Below are 16059 nucleotides of genomic sequence, written 5' to 3' on the forward strand. Positions count from 1 at the left end.
CGACGCCTCCGCGACTCCACTCATGTGATTACACTCCGCACTCAATCATTGCTCTATGTAGTCTAGTGTGGCGGAGCGTGACCGGAACTTCGATGACCACATGCCCGCGCGCCGCGATCCGCGGAGGGCGGGCATGACCGCGGTGGGCACCTCGATGAGCTGGGTTCAAGCGCTCTACCGACGGGGTGTACTCAACCAGGACAACGCTGCGGAGGTCCGCCACCGGGCAGCCGCTGACGAACTGTCGCTGAGCGACCTGCGGATGCTCCTTCTCGTCCCCATCGACGGCGGCGGGGCTCAGGCCGCGCGTGAAGCGGCCTATGCGCGCGTGGCGAGGCGTCCCCATCTGGCTCCGAGCATTCTGTCCATGCACGCTCACGGTCTGGGCGTACCGGTCAGGGAACCGGAGTGGACCCCGGGCTCGTCCGCCACCGACGGGTTCACCGCCCGGGTCTCGATGGAGACCGGCGGTGTGGTGCACGAAAGCCGGTGGTGCACCGCCCGGACGAAGAAGGAAGCCCATCAGCGTGCTCAGGTCAGTCTGCTCGCGAGCCTCGCGGGAATCACGGACGAGGACCCCGCTGTCGCCGTAGCGGGCGGGCCGGCGCTGCCGTTGCGGGAAACCCCGTACGCGGTACTGAATGCCGCCGAGTTCCTGTCGGTGCTCGTCGGCCCCGGGGAGGAGGATCAGCGGGCGCTGGCGGAGCACGTAGTGGTGCGGGCGCGTTCCGGTCTGATGACCCTGTCGCTGGCGGAGCGGCTGCTCTTCCGCAGCACAGGCGCGGTGTGGCGGCGCGCTCGCGAGGAGGCCCTTGCCGCGGTACCGAATATGGATCATCAGACTGCGCTGGTCCTGCTGCAGCGTTTCGCGAAGGAGCAGGGGCTGCGGGCTCCGCGTGATGAGGTCGCCCCCGCTCCGGCACGAGGGCAGTACCTGGCCAGAGCGGCGGTCGGCGACGGCGACGACATCGTGATCGGACCGCCCTGCACGTCCCCGTCGAAGTCACAGGCCCTGCTCCTGGCCCGTGTCCACCTGCTGGCCAAGGTGACCGGTCTGCCCAGCCCTGAGAACCCCCCGGCCAGGGGAAGTGAGCTGGTGGTGTCGCAGACCAGCACGGCGGTCGGGGTTCTGCACGAGGCCCAGCAACGCGGCACGGTCCGTGCCGTCAGCGTGACTGCCGAAGACGGCGGCCTCCCGTTCACGGCCCGCGCCGCGTGTGTTCACCAGGGCAATACGCTCACCGGATCGGGCAAGGGGCCGAGCAAGGCCGCAGCGCGGCAGGCGGCGGCGGAGAGCCTCGTTCTGATGCTGAACCACCAGCTCATCGACCCCCTGCCGACGAGCCCGGCGCCCTCTCCCCCAGCAGCGGAATCCGCCGACGCCCCGGTGCCCGTCCTCCCAGTGCCACTGGCGAGGCCCGCGCGGGACGAGGCCGATGTGTCCGAAAGCAAGCTGCCGGTTCCGCCGGTCGATCCGGACACCATCGGTCTCCAGCGGCGCCTTGCCCCTGCGGCGGCCCCCGCCGACCTGGTGCGGCGGGCACTCGACGATGGCCGGGACCTCGCGTTCGACCAGTCCGCTGGACCCCTGGAAGCGGGATGGCTGCTCCTGGACCCGCCCCGCGACGCCGAGGTCGACCCGGACGCCGTCGTCTCACGGCGGCTTCTGCTGCCCGGTGGGGAGGTCGACACCGTCGAATGCTGGCGTGTGGACCTCTCCGAAGTCCTGCCCGCTCTGCTGGCCGCCCCCGACTCGGGCTGGAGCACGTCCGCAGAAGTGTGGGCCGAAGCTGCGCGTGCGGGACTGGAGGCCATCGCCGCCGGCTGCGTCTATCCAGCGATCAGCGAAGCCGAGTCGCCCCATGAGCGGCAGCCGGTGTGGAAGTGCGGCCCGCTGCCTGCCGCCGTCCTGGTGCGCCTGGACGAACTGGCCAAGGAACTCGTCCACCTGCCCCGCAGCCTGATGGCGACGGGCCAGGAACCCGACCGCGAAGAACCCGCCGAACCACTGGTCACGCTCAAGGCGGCCCTGGACGCACTCACGGACCAGTTCCTCCCCCCACCCGCCGCCGACCTGCTGTTCGGCCTGCGCCCCTTCGCCAGCTCTGTCCGCTACCCGCACCCGGTCCCGGCGATCCTGCAGGACTGGGCGGATGCCGTCCAGGACGAGGTCCTTCCCGACAACGCACCGCCGATGATCCTGCGCATCGACTCCCCCCGAAGCCCCACCTCCACCCGCACCCACGGCACCCTCCAACTGCTGGCACATCCCGGTGATCCCGGCTCCGCCGTCGAGGCCCGCGACGTCTGGAACGGGGCACACACCCTGCCCGATCCCGACCACGATCTCGCCTCCCGCACCGCCCGGGCGCTTCGGCGTGCCGGTCGCTGCTTCCCGCCGCTGCGGCCCCTGGGGGCGCAGGCCCGCCCCGATGCCTTCGTCCTCAGCCTCCAGGATGCCGTGCTTCTGAAGGGCAGCGTCGGTGACCAACTGGCCCGCTCAGGTATTCAGGTCGACTGGGCCGGCGACTGGGCGAGTCAACTCGGGATCACCGCCGTTGTCGGCACCGGTTCGCCCCTGCCTGCCGTGGAAGGCCGGATGGGTCTCGGTGAACTTCTCGACCGGCGCTGGCAGTTCGCCCTGGACGGCACAGTCCTGGAGCCCGCGGAGCTGGATGCCCTCGTCAACGCGGCGATGCCCTGGGTACGGCTGCGCAACCGGTGGATCCTTATCGACGACGGCACCCGCGACAAGCTCCGCCACCGGTCCCTTCCGTCCCAGCCCGCCCGCCAGGCGCTCCTCGACGTGCTCTACGGCACCATCACCCTGGACGGACGGACCTACGCCTGCACACCGGCCGACGGACTGGCCGACCTCGTCGAGGAGCTGAGAACGCCCGCCCGCACCACCGTGCCCGCGCAGCGCAGCGGACCCACCCTCTTCCCGTACCAGGCCAGTGCCGTCCACAGGCTCAGCCGCCTCCTCGACCTGGGCTTCGGCGGACTCCTCGCCGACGACATGGGCCTGGGCAAAACCGTCACCGCCCTCGCCCTGCACCTCAACCGCACCCAGCGGGCGCCCGCCCCGACCCTCGTGCTGTGTCCCCAGTCCCTGGTCGACCAGTGGTGCCGCGAGATCACCGTCCACGCCCCCGGCACCCGTACCGTCCGCTACCAAGGTCCCCAGCGCTCCCTCGCCGGCATGCGCGAGAACGCCATCGTGGTCACCAGCTACCACCTGCTGCGCCAGGACCACGCCTCACTGGCCGATATCACCTGGGGACTGGTGATCGCCGACGAGGCACAGAAACTCAAGAACGACCGGACCCAGGTCGCGCGCCTGGCCCGCAAGCTCACCGGCCGGCGTCTCGCCCTGACCGGGACTCCCGTGGAGAACCAGCCCGACGAACTGTGGGCGATCATGGACTGGTGCAACCCCGAACTGTTCAGCTCCCGAGCCCAGTTCAACGCACTTTATGCCCGGCCGATCGAGAACCCCGGCAGCAACCCTGATGCCCGCCAGGCAATCGACCGTCTCCATCAGCTTCTCCAGCCGTTCATGCTCCGCCGCCTGAAGAACGATCCGGACCTCGGTATCGCCCTGCCCCGGAAGAACGAGACCACCCATCTCATCGGTCTCTCACGGGAACAGATCGGGCTCTACGAAGGTCTCTCCCGCGACACTCTCAAGCAGCTGCAGACCTACCCCTCGAACCCCCGCCGGGGCGAAGTCATCCTCAACCTGATCACCAGCCTCCGCAAGATCTGTATCAGCCCCGCCCACTACCTCGACGAGCCCCTCGAAACCATCGCCGACAACCCCCACGAGGCAGGCCGGCGCGCCCCCAAACTCGAAGCCCTGCACCAGCTCCTCCATCCCATCCGGGAGCAGGGAGAATCGGCCCTCGTCTTCACCACCTACGTCCACGCCGACAAGATCCTCGCCGCCTACCTCACCGCCCGCGGCTACCGAACCGCCGTGTTCGACGGCCAGCTCACCCCCACCCAGCGGACCACGGTCCTCGACGCCTTCAACACCGACGCCGGGAGCGTCCTCATCCTCACCCCGCAGAGCGGGGGCCTCGGCCTCAATCTCACCCACGCCAACCACGTCATCCACTACAACCGCCTGTGGAACCCCGCCGCCGAAGAACAGGCCAATGACCGCGTCTACCGCCTCGGACAGAAACGCGACGTGCACGTCCACCATCTCGTCGCCGCCCACAGCATCGAAGAGCGGATCACCGCTCTCCTCGACCGCAAACGCGAACTCGCCAGAACCCTCCTGCCCCAGGGCGAGGTCGACCTCAGCGCCCTCGACGACTCCGAACTCCTCCGCCTCCTCACCCTGAGCGCACGCACATGAATCACGAGACAATCAGCAATCCGCCCCTGCCACTGTGGGAGCGCGACCTGCCCCCGGCCCCCGTCACAGTGGCCGGCGCCGCAGACATCGCCGACCTCGCGCGTGACGCCGCACAACGCGCCCGCGCCCTGCTGGACGGCCAGCCCTTCGATAACGACCCGATCGTCGATCTCGTACGCCTCCTGCACGGCCGCTCCACGGCTGACGCCGAAGCCGCCGCGGGCCGAGCGGGCATGCGCCTGGCCGAACTCCGCCGGCTCCGGGCTGCCTTCACCTTCGGTGGCACCACAGCCGTCCGCGTCGCCCTCCACCCCTCCAGCCCCGACGAAGCCGCGCTCGACGAGGCAGTCCGGGCGATCGAGTCCAAGCGCGCAACGGCCACCGGCCCGCTGGAAGTGACCGACAACCGCATCACCGACCCCACCACCGGTGTCCAGATCAGGCTCGGCCCCGACGACCTCTGGTATCCCTTCACCGCCAACGGAGACGACTGGGCACCCGCACCCCGCCCGGCATCGAGCCCCGCCGACGCGTACACCGCCGCCCGCACCGCAGTCCGCAACCGCGGCACCGTCAACCTGCGAGCCCAGCGATCCCCCGGACGAACACCGGCACCAAACCCCGCTTCCTAGAGGGCTCGATGGGCTCTGTTGGACGTGGCCGACGGTTCGTCCCGGTCCAGCAGTCCCTGTGACCTCTGTGCGGCACCGGCCCCAACGCACTTCTTCACGCGCGCACAGGTCATTGGCTGATTCGGTCATCTAGATCATGAACCGTGCCCACTCATCGCCGGTCCGCCAGCGCCTACCGTCGGCGATCCAACTGCGTCCGGTAACTACCCTCCGGACCTCCTCGCTATAGATGTCGTTCCCCCATAGCCTTCCCGGCCCGTTGCCGCCGAACGGGGCCACTTCATGAAAGTAGTTGGCAATCGGCAGCAGTCGTGGTTCCTCCCACGCCAGGCGTCGCATGAGGCCCGTCATGAAAGCCATCAGAGGCGTCGTCTTCACCTCCCGAAGCATGTGTGTCATCACGTAAGCCTCGGGAAGCTGGACACGCTCCTCGATCTTGCTCCAGTCACCCTTGCGGTCCCCGCGGGTAACCCACGGCATCTTCACGGGCAACCAGGTGGCAAGGTCCGCCACGCACACCATGTCGAGCATCTCCCGCGGGTGACTCAGCTCCTGGATGCCCTTGTACAGAGCCTTCTCCACGTTACGAAGCGGGTCGGAAGTCTCCTCCTTCCAGTCGTGCGAGTGGGCCAGGACACCATAGATAGGCGTACCGAACAGCTCTCGATAAGGTGTCCCGCCCCTCGGCGCCGTGATCCTCCGCACGATGGCGGCAGTGCGTGCAGCCTCGGCCAGGTGCTTTGCCTTCAGCGTGTTCTTGCACTCGAAGGCCGCCACTACGCCGTCGGCGAGATAGGTCTTCACCTCGCTGTCCACCAGGAACTTCGGGTAGTAGGGCGAGAGGATCAGCACGTCGATCTGCGGACTGATCTCGGGCGAGCCGTGCGGGTTCCCTCCACGGTGCTTGGAGCTGAGGATTCGCCCCTTGGTCACGACGTGATAGCCCTCGGGAAGCCAGTGCTCCAGCACGATGCGAGCCCAGTTGGCCTCGCCCTCATCGCCGGACGTACCGTGGTCGTCACTTCGCTTGCGGATGCGCTGATACTCGGACGCCAGTCGGGCCGCAGTCTGTTCGAAGAAGTCTTCCAGGTCGTGAGTGCCCACGAAATGCCCCCTGACGTCATCTCGGCTCTCGGCCCCCAAGCGGCTCCGGCCATCCCCCATACAAGGCAGCTGGCCCAGTCGTACTGCCCCGGAGACTCCTGGGCACCGGGCCTGACCCACGCACGCCATATCGGCGCGGGCCGACACCAACACTAATTGAAGGGGCTGACAGGCGGGCTCCGCATACGGCCTCGGCCCGGACTGCGATCTCGCGGTGGGCAGCGCCCCAACCGACCTCCAGGCCGCTGTCACCTTCCGCATCTCCATGGCCAACGTGAAAGAGCGTGGACGTCGTCGTCATCAAGGCCGCGACCGCCGCCGACGACCCGGCCTTCACCCTGCGCCACCATCCGCGTATAGCACCGGATCCCCGGTTGGCGAAACCGGGAATCCAGCGGACCATTGACTAATCCACCGCCAGTCCCCGACCCCCCTCATCGAAAGACAGCGGCACAACCACCACGAATCGCATCACACCCCTGCCCGGTCGCGGGCATCGACCACCTCGGGCAATCCGGGACAAGCACCGCTACGCCACCGCGTACGCCATGCGGAACAGGTCGTGGGCCTTCTCCAGGTCCCGCTCCGTGCGCAGCTGGACTTCCAGGTCGCCGGTTCCGTGGTGGCCGAGTCCCGTCACGTCCCGGGTGAAGCCGGGGACGAGGTCCACCGTGCCCGGGTCGGCCTTGAGATAGACGAGGAGTTTGGCCTGCTGCGGCGGGCAGACGCAGGCGAAGTTCCGCAGTCGCTGGTAGGCCCGGTACTGCTTGCGCTGTACGGGGACGATGTCGTTTCCGAGGCCGAGCAGCACCTCGTCGACCGCGGCGGCCAGCTCCGTCATCGCCCCGCCCGCCGTGCGCACGCCCCGGCGGCGGGCCATCCGGGAAGCAATGGTGTACCCGGTTACGGAGGCCACCGTTTCCAGCCCGATGTGGTGCTCGCCGTAGAAGCGGTAGCGCACGAGATCGATACTGCGGCGGTGCTCGCGCACGGCGTGGACGTCGTAGCGGGTGAAGTCACCGGCCACGCAGATCAGCCTCGGCGCGCTCCACAGGACCCCGGCCGCGGCCTCGGTGCCGAGCCGGTCGCGCACCAGGCGCTGGAACTCGTCCCGGTGGTCCATCAGCCAGGACAGATAGAACAGCCCCTGGTGGATCACCCCGGCGTCGGTCGCCCGCTTGTATTCGACGATCACCGGTGCGCCGTTCTCGTCGAGACCCAGCGAGTCGATCCGCCCGCCGTGCACCGGGCCGGTGCTGTACTCGCTCGCCAGGAACCGCACCCCCAGCATCGTCTCCATGTGGGCCTCGACGAGATCCTGCACATCCGACTCGACCTCAGCAAGACGCGGCGCAACCTCCGTCACGCCGCTTGTTGTATGAAACAGCCTCAGCCCCGACACCTTCCCCTCCCCGATCTTGCTACCGCTGGGGCTACAACACCGGGAGGAGACGGAATTGTTTCCGGCATGACATGGCAGTTCACTCACGTGCGGCGAGAACGGCTCACCGCCGGGCCCCTGCAGGCACCGGCAGGAATCGAAGCCCGTTTCCAACGTGCGACTCAGCCCCCGACGGTCCGTCGCACAGGCGCGGAGTGACGCAGACCGCCGGGGCGGACAGCGAAGGGCACGCGTATGGCCGCCGAGGAGATCCCGACAGCCCCAGCCCCCGCAACCCCACCATGATGGATACCGGACCCTGCCCCCGTATCGAGACAGTGAGCAGAGAGATCAGCCTCGAACCTGCGCATCCATCATTCCGAGGCTGTGGAAAATGCGTGGAACGGCACCCCCTACAAAAGGGCCTTTGGGGCGCGTTCATGCAGGTCAGAGATGTATCAAGATCGAACGAGTCGGGTTCCTTCTAAGCGCTTGGCCGCAGGTTCGAGTCCTGCCGGGGGCGCATACAGCCTCTCACCTGCGGAAGCGCGTGAGGGGCTCTTTCGCGTCCGGACGCACATCGCTCTATGAGCAAGCGCCTTCACCCGTCCACGATCGCGGGCAACGGTGTAGCACCAGGTAGCACACCCGCTATCATGGACAGCATGACAGCGCAGCCGGAGATCACTCAGCGCGATCTGCGCACCCGCTCCAAAGAGATCATGGACGCCGTCCAGGGAGGACAGGCGTTCACCGTCACCCGCGACGGGCACCGTGTCGGCGAGCTGATCCCGCTCCGCCGCCGTCGCCGCTTCGTTCCCCGCGCCGAGTTCGCGGCCATGTCACGTACCGCCCCTGACATCTCGCTGGGCGCCTTCCGCGACGACCAGGACGCCGTCGTCGAGCAGGAGTCGGACGACCCGTATGCCCGTTGAGTACGAGCAGGGCGTGCTCGACACCAACATCATGATCCTGCGCAAGTGGATCGACGCCGACGAGCTGCCTGCCGAGATGGCCATCAGCACCATCACCCTCGCGGAACTCTCCGCAGGCCCCCATCAGGTACGCGGCGGCGAGCAGAGCGACTACGACGAACACGCCGAGCGGGCCCGCCGTATGGACGTCCTGCAGCGCGCGGAGAACGAATTCGACCCCATCCCCTTCGACGTGGAGGCGGCCCGCATCTACGGCAGAATCTGCGCCGCCGTCGTCTCCGCGGGCCGCAAGCCCCGTCGCCGTGTAGCCGACCTGATGATCGCCGCCGTCGCGGCCGCCGAGGGACTCCCCCTGTTCACCACCAACCCCGACGACTTCAAGGGCCTCGACGACTTGATCACCATCGTGCCCGTCACCCGGCCCGAGATCCCGCACGACCGGTAGTACCCCGTCCGCCCCGCGCTGCGCAGGAAGTGAGAGGCCGCGAACGTGCCTTCGCCCAGTCCCCATGAGCCAGGGCGAAGACACGAGGGGCGGTCATCAGCCAACGTCCCCCGGAAATGACAGCAAGCGCTTTGACGGCATTCGTTCACGAGCAGCTGCCCCAGGCGTGCCGACCGACGCCCCGGACGCTACGGCCGGGGACCGAGCGTCTGGGGCCGATTCGACACGTCAGGAGCCTGGCCAAGGGTCCCCTCACTGTCAGGCGTCGAAGACGGCCTCGGAGCGGTCGCGGTGTTCGTGCAGGTCCCAGTACAGGGGGGCGATCTGCTCGGGCGTGGCAGTCGGGCTGCCTTCCGGGCCGCCCCCGCCGATCCAGACGTTGATCACCACGTGAGCGGCGTGCACGCCGCTGCCGACCAGTTCCTTGTTCAGGTTGATCACCCAGTTGCGCAGAGCTGCCTGGGCCGCGTTGGCGTTGCCGAACATCGGCACCGGGTCCACGGAACCGCCGCCGGTGGTGAACAGCAGGGTTCCGGCGCCCGCCTCGCGCATCGCGGGGAGTACTGTCCGGGCTGCCGTGATGGCGCCGTAGAAGCCGTACTCGATCATTGGCTGCAGATTGTCCACCGTGACCTCCGAGGGAGCGGCCAGGGTGAGGCCGGGCACCGGGGAGTGCGGGGCCGGCGAATACTCCAGTACGTCGATGCCGCCGAAGCGGGCCTTGGCCGCGTCCAGGGCATCGGTGAGTGAGGCGCGGTCGAGGATGTCGGCGGGGAACGCGGCGGCCGTGATGCCTTCCTGGCCGAGCTGGGCGACCAGCGTTTCCAGTTTCCCCTTGGTACGGGCGATCAGGGCGACGTCGAAGCCGCGGCTGCCGAAGGTGCGGGCGATGGCCAGGCCCATGCCGGGGCCGGCGCCGACGATGGCGAGAGTGGGCACAGTGAGATCTCTTCCGTGTTGTGACCGCCGGGACATGCGGAGATCGGATGCCCGGCCGGCGTGTGGATCAGGTGTGCAGATCAGGGGGCACCGGTTGCCCCGAGCTGCTGCGACTGGTGTGCGTCTTCCTGTACCTGACGTCGGTAGCGCCGGTCGGCGAGCGCCTGGCGAGTCTGTTCGCGGTCCAGGCCGATCCCGTCGGCCAGGCCGAGCAGGTCGTCGAGCGTGAAGATCGACGCGGCTTTGCCGAAGCAGGCGCGGAAGATCATGTTCCAGGCTTCGCCGTTCTTGCCTTCGGCAGAGGCGTGAGCCAGGAACTCGTGGGCCAGGTCGGTGTTCCCGACTCGTTGTCCAGGACCCGGTAGGGGGCCAGGCCCTCGGCGGCGGCCATGCCTTCGATATCCGGTACGCCGGCCTGCCCGGGGATGACGCCGTACTTGGCCGGCACAAACTCGCGGACGCTGAGCGTGCGGTCCTCGGGGAGGCCACTGCCCAGAGGGAACGAGCGGTGGACCACCTCTACGTGGCCGCTGTGCTCGAATCGCTCCACGGCCCGATCCAACCGATGGCCGCCCAGACCGCACCAGGGGCAGGCGATCTCGGACCAGATCTCTACCTTCATTTGCCTGACCTCCAATTCCTACCGTTTGTTCGTAACGCCATGATGAGCCAGTATGGAAGGCGATACAAAAGGCACATCGGTGTGCGCGACGGAGAGGAACGGGCGCTATGCAGGACAGCGCGGGTATCGGGATGGCGGCTTCGGTCGGGCCGTGCGCGAGCATCCCCGTCGAACACATGGACTTCATCCGCCAGGTGCTCGACCGGGTGGGCGACAAGTGGAGCATGTTGATCATCGCCGTCCTGGAGGGCGGCCCGATGCGCTACACGGACTTGCAGCGCCAGATCCCGGGCATCTCCCAGCGCATGCTGACCCACACCCTTCGCCACCTCACAGAGGACGGGTTGATCAGCCGTACCGCCTACGCCGAGGTACCACCGCGCGTCGAGTACGCGCTCGCCCCGCTCGGCGGCGGCCTGAACGACATCGTCAAGCAGCTGATCGGTTGGGCGGCCGACCACCACGACGAGATCCGCGCCAACCGTTCCCGCGCCGGCACCAACGCGTCCACCGCGTCCACCGCGTCCTCCGCGTCCACCGCGTCTTCCGCGTCGCGATCCTGAAGGCGTCACGCCTCGCACTCGCACTCGCAGGAGTGAGGACCTGATGCATGGACTCGGCGAACACGGCGCCGCCGCGCGGCTCCCCTGAGGGCCTGCCTGGTCGGCCGCCGCGCCGGCGGTGGTTTCAGGAGGGTGCCAGGGTGCCGGGCGGCAGTGCGAGTTCCGTCTCCGCGGCGGTACGGGCCAGATCGGCGATCGGTGCGGTACGGGTGTCGGCGCTGGTGTTGATGTAGGCGCTGCTTCCGTCGATCGCGACGAGGATGCGCACGGCCGCCACCCAGGGGTTCGCGCAGCGGAAGCCCTGCGTCCTCGTGCCTGCGGCGATGAGCTGCTCGATGCGCCGGCACCAGAGCAGTTCCTGGTCGATGACGTGGTCGCGGAGCACGGGGCGGTAGCGCGACAGGTGCCGTGCGTTGAGCCAGAGCCTGCTGACGTTGTCGAATTCGGTGCTCGCGATGAGGGTGAAGAAGCGCCGCAGCGTGCTCAGCGGGGTTTCGTGCCCGGGACCCGCGGGCCTTTCCGGGAGAAGGCCGTCGAGCTCGGCCATGGTGGCGCTGGTGAAAGCCTCCGCCACCAGCGTGTCGGCGGCGGGGAAGTAGTGGCCGACCAGTCCGGGCTGGACGTCTAGCTCGTCGGCGACCCGCCGCAGCGTGATGCATTCCAGTCCTTCGGCGAGCCCGACCTGTGCGGCTGCGCGGATGATCTCGCGGCGGCGCTCGGCCGGCGCCTTGCGGGTTCGTGTGCCGGAATCCCTTGACGTCATGGAGTGAATGCTATTGAGTGAGTGACCAATCAGCAATTGGTCAGATGGCCAATAGCGGCGGGCTACAGAAAACCGCAGCTCGGGGCGACATCCCGCCCCGACAGCGGGAAGTGGTTCAGCGCCCCATCGAACCGTTCGAACCGTCACCCGGGGCACACCGTGCCGACCCCCGCCCCCGACCCGCGGTACGGGCACAGCCCGCGCACGTGGACCAGCGCGCAGCACCCGCACAGGAGACCAACGTGGACGACACTCGTACCGATGCCGGCGAACTCGCCGAGTACGGCTATCAGCAGGAGCTGAAACGGACCCTGTCCGCGTGGGCCGTGTTCGCGATCGGATTCGCGACGATCTCGCCCGTCGTCGGTGTCTACGCCGTCGTCCAGCTGGGCTTCGTCTTCGCGGGCCCCGCGTGGATCTGGGCGGTCGTCGTCGCCTTCCTCGGGCAGCTGATGGTCGCCGTGGTCTACGCCGAGCTGTCGTCCCAGTTCCCGATCACGGGCGGGGTCTACCAGTGGGTGCGCCGGCTGGGCGGGCCACGCCTGGGATGGCTGGTCTGCTGGATCTACCTCTCCTCCGCCGTGGCGTCCCTGGCCACCGTGGCCTACCTGGGCGCGGCGTGGCTGCACATGCTCTTCGGTGACGGCACGCTGCCGGCGGCCACCCATGTGCTCCTGGGAGTGGTCTTCGTCGCCGTGGCCCTCGGGATCAACCTCCTCGGCGTCAACCCGGTGAAGCACTTCCTCAACGCCGGCATCATCGCCGAGGGTGTCGCCTCCATCGCGGTGAGTGTGTTCCTGCTGGTCTTCGTGCACAACAACGGCTTCGGGATCCTCTTCGAGACGCTGGGCGCCGAGTCGGTCTCCGGCGGATCCGCCCTGGCCGGCTTCCTGACCGCTCTCGCGGTCGCCGGCTGGGCGTTCCTTGGCTTCGACGCGACCACACAGGTCGCCGAAGAGACCGAACATCCGAGACGCAGCGTCCCCCGGGCACTCCTGCGGGCCTACCTCTTCGTCGCCTTCACGGTCCTGCTGACCGGGCTCGCCGTGACCCTCGCGCTGCGCAGCCCTGAGGACGCCGTGTCCGGCGCACTCGCCGACCCGGTCTTCACCGCCGTGACGCAGGGACTGGGCGGATGGAGCGAGAAGCCCTTCATCGTCCTCATCCTGATCGCGTTCTTCGCCTGCGCCATCTCGATCCAGACGTACATCGGCCGCGCCGTCTACTCCTTCGCCCGCGACCGCCAGCTGCCCTTCTCCTCGAAGCTCGCCACCGTCGGGCCGCGCCAGATCCCGTACGTCTCGCTCATCGTGACGGCCGTGCTCGCCAGCCTCGGACTCCTGCTCGGGCTGAACGGCAACGCCGCGGCGACTCTGATCGCTTTCGGCTCCGGCGGCTTCTACTTCATCTTCCTCACCGTGGCGGTCGTGGCGCTCGTCGCCCGGCTGACGGGCCGGTGGAACCCCGCCGCGGGACTGCTGAGGCTGGGACGGACCGGCCTGGTGATCAACGTGATCGCCGTCGTGTGGCTGCTCTTCGAGGCCGTCAACATCGCCTGGCCCCGAGTCGAGCTCGCCCCGGCCGACGGCAGCTGGGTCCAGGTCTGGGCCGTGATCCTGGTCTTCTCCGTCCTCTTCGTCGCGGGTCTGCTCTACGTCTTGATCGCCAAGCCCCACACCAGGCTCCCCGCCACCCGGACCGCTGAACCCGCCACCGGGACCACTGACCCTGTCACCCCGACCACTGAAAAGGTGAAGGCATCCTGATGCCGTCGAAACTCTCCCCCGCCATCGTCTTCGACCCCGCTTCGGGACTCCACTCACGTGATGTGTCGCTCCGGTCCGCCGGACCGGGCGAGGTCGAGATCGACGTACGCGCAGCGGGTGTGTGCCACTCGGACCTGCACGTCGTCACGGGCGACTGGCCCAGCGACCGCCCGCTGGTCCTCGGGCACGAGGCCGCCGGAGTGGTGTCCGCGGTCGGGGCCGGCGTCACCTCGCTGAAGGCTGGTGACCACGTCGTCCTGTCCTGGTTCGCACCGTGCCGCCGCTGCCGCAGATGCGTGGCCGGGATGGCGTGGCTGTGCACCGGCACCAAGGCCGTCGCCAACATGCTCCCCGACGGCACCACCCCCTTCGCGGACGACCAGGGCCGGCCGGTGTGGCCCTACCTCGGCCTTGGCGCCTTCACGGAGCGGCTGGTCGTACCGGAAGTGGCCGCGGTGAAGGTCCCGGACGAGCTGCCCTTCAGCATCGGTGCCCTCCTCGGCTGCTCCGTCACGACCGGCGTCGGCGCCGTCGTGAACACCGCGGGCGTCCGCCCCGGCGAATCCGCGGTGGTCATCGGCACGGGCGGAGTCGGACTCTCCGTCGTGATGGGCCTCCGCCTGGTCGGGGCCGACCCTGTCATCGCCGTCGACCTCTCACCCGAACGCCTCGCCACAGCACGGCGGTTCGGCGCCACCCACACCCTCGACGGTGCCGGGACCGATGTCGCCGCCTGGTGCCAGGACGAGTTCGGCGGGGTGGACTACGCCTTCGAGGCGATCGGCAGCCCCAAGGTCATCGGCACACTCCCGGCCATGCTCACCTCGGGCGGGGCGGCGGTCCTGGTGGGCATGGCGGCGACCGGCGCCACGGCCTCGTTCGATCTGTTCGACCTCGCCGACCAGGGCAAACGGATCCTCGGCTGCAACTACGGCTCCAGCATCGGGGAACTCGACATCCCGAAACTGGCCCGCCTCTACCTGGCCGGACAACTGCCGTTGGATCACCTGGTCGGGCGCACCCGGCCCCTGCACGAGGCGGCGGCGGCGTTCGACGACCTCCGGTCGAACACCGGTGCAAGAACGATTCTTGAGCCATGAGGCACCCCTCCACCCCGCGCGCGGCACAGGAACACGCATGCGCACTCGCAGGGGCGCCGGCGGCCGCGGCCGTCCCCGACCAGTTCCAGGAGGCATGATGTACGCCGTCACCGACCCGACCACCGGTGAGGTCACCGCTACCTACCCGACCGCCACCGACGCCGAGGTGGCGGCGGCGGTCGACGCCGCCCAGGGGGCCACCGCCTGGGGGCGCAGCGGCGCCGTCGCCGAGCGCGCGGCACTGCTGCGACGGCTCGGCGATCTGCACACCGAGCACCGGGCCGAACTGGCCGCGAGCATCGTCCGCGAGATGGGCAAGCCGCTCCAGGAGGCCGAGGGCGAGGTCGACTTCTGCACCGACATCTACCACTACTACGCCGACCACGCCGAGGAGTTCCTCGCCGACGAACCACTCGACGTCCTCTCCGGTCCGGGCACCGCCGTCCTCCGGCGCAGCCCGGTGGGCGTACTCCTCGGCATCATGCCGTGGAACTTCCCCGCCTACCAGGTCGCCCGCTTCGCCGCCCCGAACCTCGCACTCGGCAACACCATCGTGCTCAAGCACGCGCCACAGTGCCCGGCCACCGCGGCGCTGCTGGAGAAGCTGTTCGCCGAGGCCGGCTTCCCGGCCGGGGCCTACGTCAACATCTACGCCACCAACGAGCAGATCGCCGACATCATCGCCGACCCCCGGGTGCGCGGAGTCTCACTCACCGGATCCGAACGGGCCGGGGCGGCCGTCGCGGAGATCGCCGGGCGGCACCTCAAGAAGGTCGTCCTCGAACTCGGCGGCTCCGATCCCTTTATCGTCCTGTCCACGGACGACCTCGACGCGGTCGTCGACTCCGCCGTCGCCGCCCGCCTCGACAACACCGGCCAGGCGTGCAACGCCGCCAAGCGGTTCGTGGTCCTCGACCACCTCCACGACGCGTTCGTCGAGCGTTTCACCACCAGGCTGCTCGCGAGCGAGACGGGTGCGCCGTTGTCGTCGGCCGCCGCCGCCGACAACCTGGGCCGCCAGGTCGACGCGGCCGTGGCCCAGGGAGCCACCCTGCACAGCGCCCGCGAGCGGAGCGGTGCCTACTTCCCGGCCGGGGTCCTGACCGGTCTCACCACCGAACACCCGGCCGCACAGGAGGAACTGTTCGGCCCGGTGGCGATGGTCTTCAGCGCCTCCGACGAACAGGACGCCGTACGGATCGCCAACGACACCCCCTACGGTCTCGGCTCGTACCTCTTCACCACCGACCCGGCCCAGGCCGCACGGGTCGCCGACCGGATCGAGGCCGGCATGGTCTTCGTCAACGGCGTCGGCGCCGAAGGCGCCGAACTGCCCTTCGGCGGCGTCAAGCGCTCCGGGTTCGGGCGCGAACTGGGCCGGCCCGGGATCGAGGAGTTCGTCAACAAGAAGCTCATCCGGACCGTCGCCTAGAGGTCCTGGCC

General features: G+C 68.9%; 15 protein-coding genes. 9 read left to right on the plus strand and 6 right to left on the minus strand.

The genetic code is table 11. From position 1 onward, the window contains the following. Positions 1-133: 133 nt before the first annotated feature. Positions 134-4366, plus strand: coding sequence for an SNF2-related protein (locus tag ACWF94_RS00585; RefSeq protein WP_453483276.1), 4233 nt, complete (start codon positions 134-136; stop codon positions 4364-4366). Beyond that, positions 4363-4998: a hypothetical protein gene (locus ACWF94_RS00590; protein WP_453483278.1), complete on the plus strand. Its 636-nt coding sequence runs from the start codon at positions 4363-4365 to the stop codon at positions 4996-4998. The genes ACWF94_RS00585 and ACWF94_RS00590 overlap by 4 nt, the downstream gene beginning before the upstream one ends. A 129-nt stretch (positions 4999-5127) precedes the next feature. Here the strand turns inward: ACWF94_RS00590 and ACWF94_RS00595 are convergent, their stop codons facing one another. Next, positions 5128-6102, minus strand: coding sequence for a DUF6602 domain-containing protein (locus ACWF94_RS00595; protein ID WP_453483280.1), 975 nt, complete (start codon positions 6100-6102; stop codon positions 5128-5130). Between the two features lie 284 nt (positions 6103-6386). On the opposite strand from ACWF94_RS00595, the gene ACWF94_RS00600 reads away from it, so the two are divergent. After that, positions 6387-6512, plus strand: a complete 126-nt coding sequence (locus ACWF94_RS00600; RefSeq protein WP_453483282.1) for a hypothetical protein — start codon at positions 6387-6389, stop codon at positions 6510-6512. Between the two features lie 119 nt (positions 6513-6631). Here the strand turns inward: ACWF94_RS00600 and ACWF94_RS00605 are convergent, their stop codons facing one another. Further along, positions 6632-7504, minus strand: coding sequence for a hypothetical protein (locus ACWF94_RS00605; RefSeq protein ID WP_453483284.1), 873 nt, complete (start codon positions 7502-7504; stop codon positions 6632-6634). A 635-nt stretch (positions 7505-8139) separates the two neighbouring features. Here ACWF94_RS00605 and ACWF94_RS00610 point away from each other — a divergent pair. Together ACWF94_RS00610 and ACWF94_RS00615 are read left to right on the plus strand one after the other, a co-directional pair. Continuing rightward, a complete protein-coding gene (locus ACWF94_RS00610) occupies positions 8140-8418 on the plus strand; it encodes a type II toxin-antitoxin system Phd/YefM family antitoxin (protein WP_453483286.1) in 279 nt (92 codons plus the stop codon). Beyond that, positions 8408-8863: a PIN domain-containing protein gene (locus ACWF94_RS00615; protein WP_453483288.1), complete on the plus strand. Its 456-nt coding sequence runs from the start codon at positions 8408-8410 to the stop codon at positions 8861-8863. Before ACWF94_RS00610 ends, ACWF94_RS00615 begins: the two co-directional genes overlap by 11 nt. A gap of 258 nt (positions 8864-9121) precedes the next feature. On the opposite strand, the gene ACWF94_RS00620 is transcribed toward ACWF94_RS00615, so the two are convergent. The 3 genes from ACWF94_RS00620 to ACWF94_RS00630 all read right to left on the minus strand — a co-directional run bounded on the left by ACWF94_RS00620 (position 9122) and on the right by ACWF94_RS00630 (position 10424). Then, positions 9122-9802: an SDR family NAD(P)-dependent oxidoreductase gene (locus ACWF94_RS00620; RefSeq protein ID WP_453483290.1), complete on the minus strand. Its 681-nt coding sequence runs from the start codon at positions 9800-9802 to the stop codon at positions 9122-9124. A gap of 80 nt (positions 9803-9882) precedes the next feature. Then, positions 9883-10131, minus strand: coding sequence for a DsbA family oxidoreductase (locus ACWF94_RS00625; protein WP_453483307.1), 249 nt, complete (start codon positions 10129-10131; stop codon positions 9883-9885). Then, positions 10068-10424 carry a DsbA family protein gene (locus tag ACWF94_RS00630; RefSeq protein ID WP_453483292.1) on the minus strand — a complete coding sequence of 119 codons (357 nt, stop codon included), beginning with the start codon at positions 10422-10424 and terminating at the stop codon, positions 10068-10070. Before ACWF94_RS00630 ends, ACWF94_RS00625 begins: the two co-directional genes overlap by 64 nt. 107 nt (positions 10425-10531) lie before the next feature. On the opposite strand from ACWF94_RS00630, the gene ACWF94_RS00635 reads away from it, so the two are divergent. Then, a complete protein-coding gene (locus ACWF94_RS00635) occupies positions 10532-10987 on the plus strand; it encodes a winged helix-turn-helix transcriptional regulator (protein ID WP_453483295.1) in 456 nt (151 codons plus the stop codon). A 124-nt stretch (positions 10988-11111) separates the two neighbouring features. Here the strand turns inward: ACWF94_RS00635 and ACWF94_RS00640 are convergent, their stop codons facing one another. Beyond that, on the minus strand, positions 11112-11750 hold the full coding sequence (locus ACWF94_RS00640) for a TetR/AcrR family transcriptional regulator (protein ID WP_453483296.1): 639 nt from the start codon (positions 11748-11750) through the stop codon (positions 11112-11114). 242 nt (positions 11751-11992) lie between these two features. On the opposite strand from ACWF94_RS00640, the gene ACWF94_RS00645 reads away from it, so the two are divergent. The 3 genes from ACWF94_RS00645 to ACWF94_RS00655 all read left to right on the plus strand — a co-directional run bounded on the left by ACWF94_RS00645 (position 11993) and on the right by ACWF94_RS00655 (position 16048). Then, positions 11993-13516: an APC family permease gene (locus tag ACWF94_RS00645; RefSeq protein WP_453483298.1), complete on the plus strand. Its 1524-nt coding sequence runs from the start codon at positions 11993-11995 to the stop codon at positions 13514-13516. Then, positions 13516-14616, plus strand: coding sequence for an alcohol dehydrogenase catalytic domain-containing protein (locus ACWF94_RS00650; protein ID WP_453483299.1), 1101 nt, complete (start codon positions 13516-13518; stop codon positions 14614-14616). The genes ACWF94_RS00645 and ACWF94_RS00650 overlap by 1 nt, the downstream gene beginning before the upstream one ends. Before the next feature lie 94 nt (positions 14617-14710). Beyond that, on the plus strand, positions 14711-16048 hold the full coding sequence (locus tag ACWF94_RS00655) for an NAD-dependent succinate-semialdehyde dehydrogenase (protein ID WP_453483301.1): 1338 nt from the start codon (positions 14711-14713) through the stop codon (positions 16046-16048). Positions 16049-16059 lie beyond the last annotated feature (11 nt).

Source organism: Streptomyces sp. NPDC055078, assembly GCF_053607985.1.

Bases quoted from the DNA above. Each gene is read 5' to 3' on its own strand.
- ACWF94_RS00585 (WP_453483276.1), top strand. From the start codon at position 134: ATGACCGCGGTGGGCACCTCGATGAGCTGGGTTCAAGCGCTCTACCGA.
- ACWF94_RS00590 (WP_453483278.1), top strand. From the start codon at position 4,363: ATGAATCACGAGACAATCAGCAATCCGCCCCTGCCACTGTGGGAGCGC.
- ACWF94_RS00610 (WP_453483286.1), top strand. From the start codon at position 8,140: ATGGACAGCATGACAGCGCAGCCGGAGATCACTCAGCGCGATCTGCGC.
- ACWF94_RS00615 (WP_453483288.1), top strand. From the start codon at position 8,408: ATGCCCGTTGAGTACGAGCAGGGCGTGCTCGACACCAACATCATGATC.
- ACWF94_RS00630 (WP_453483292.1), bottom strand. From the start codon at position 10,424: ATGAAGGTAGAGATCTGGTCCGAGATCGCCTGCCCCTGGTGCGGTCTG.
- ACWF94_RS00635 (WP_453483295.1), top strand. From the start codon at position 10,532: ATGCAGGACAGCGCGGGTATCGGGATGGCGGCTTCGGTCGGGCCGTGC.
- ACWF94_RS00640 (WP_453483296.1), bottom strand. From the start codon at position 11,750: ATGACGTCAAGGGATTCCGGCACACGAACCCGCAAGGCGCCGGCCGAG.
- ACWF94_RS00650 (WP_453483299.1), top strand. From the start codon at position 13,516: ATGCCGTCGAAACTCTCCCCCGCCATCGTCTTCGACCCCGCTTCGGGA.
- ACWF94_RS00655 (WP_453483301.1), top strand. From the start codon at position 14,711: ATGATGTACGCCGTCACCGACCCGACCACCGGTGAGGTCACCGCTACC.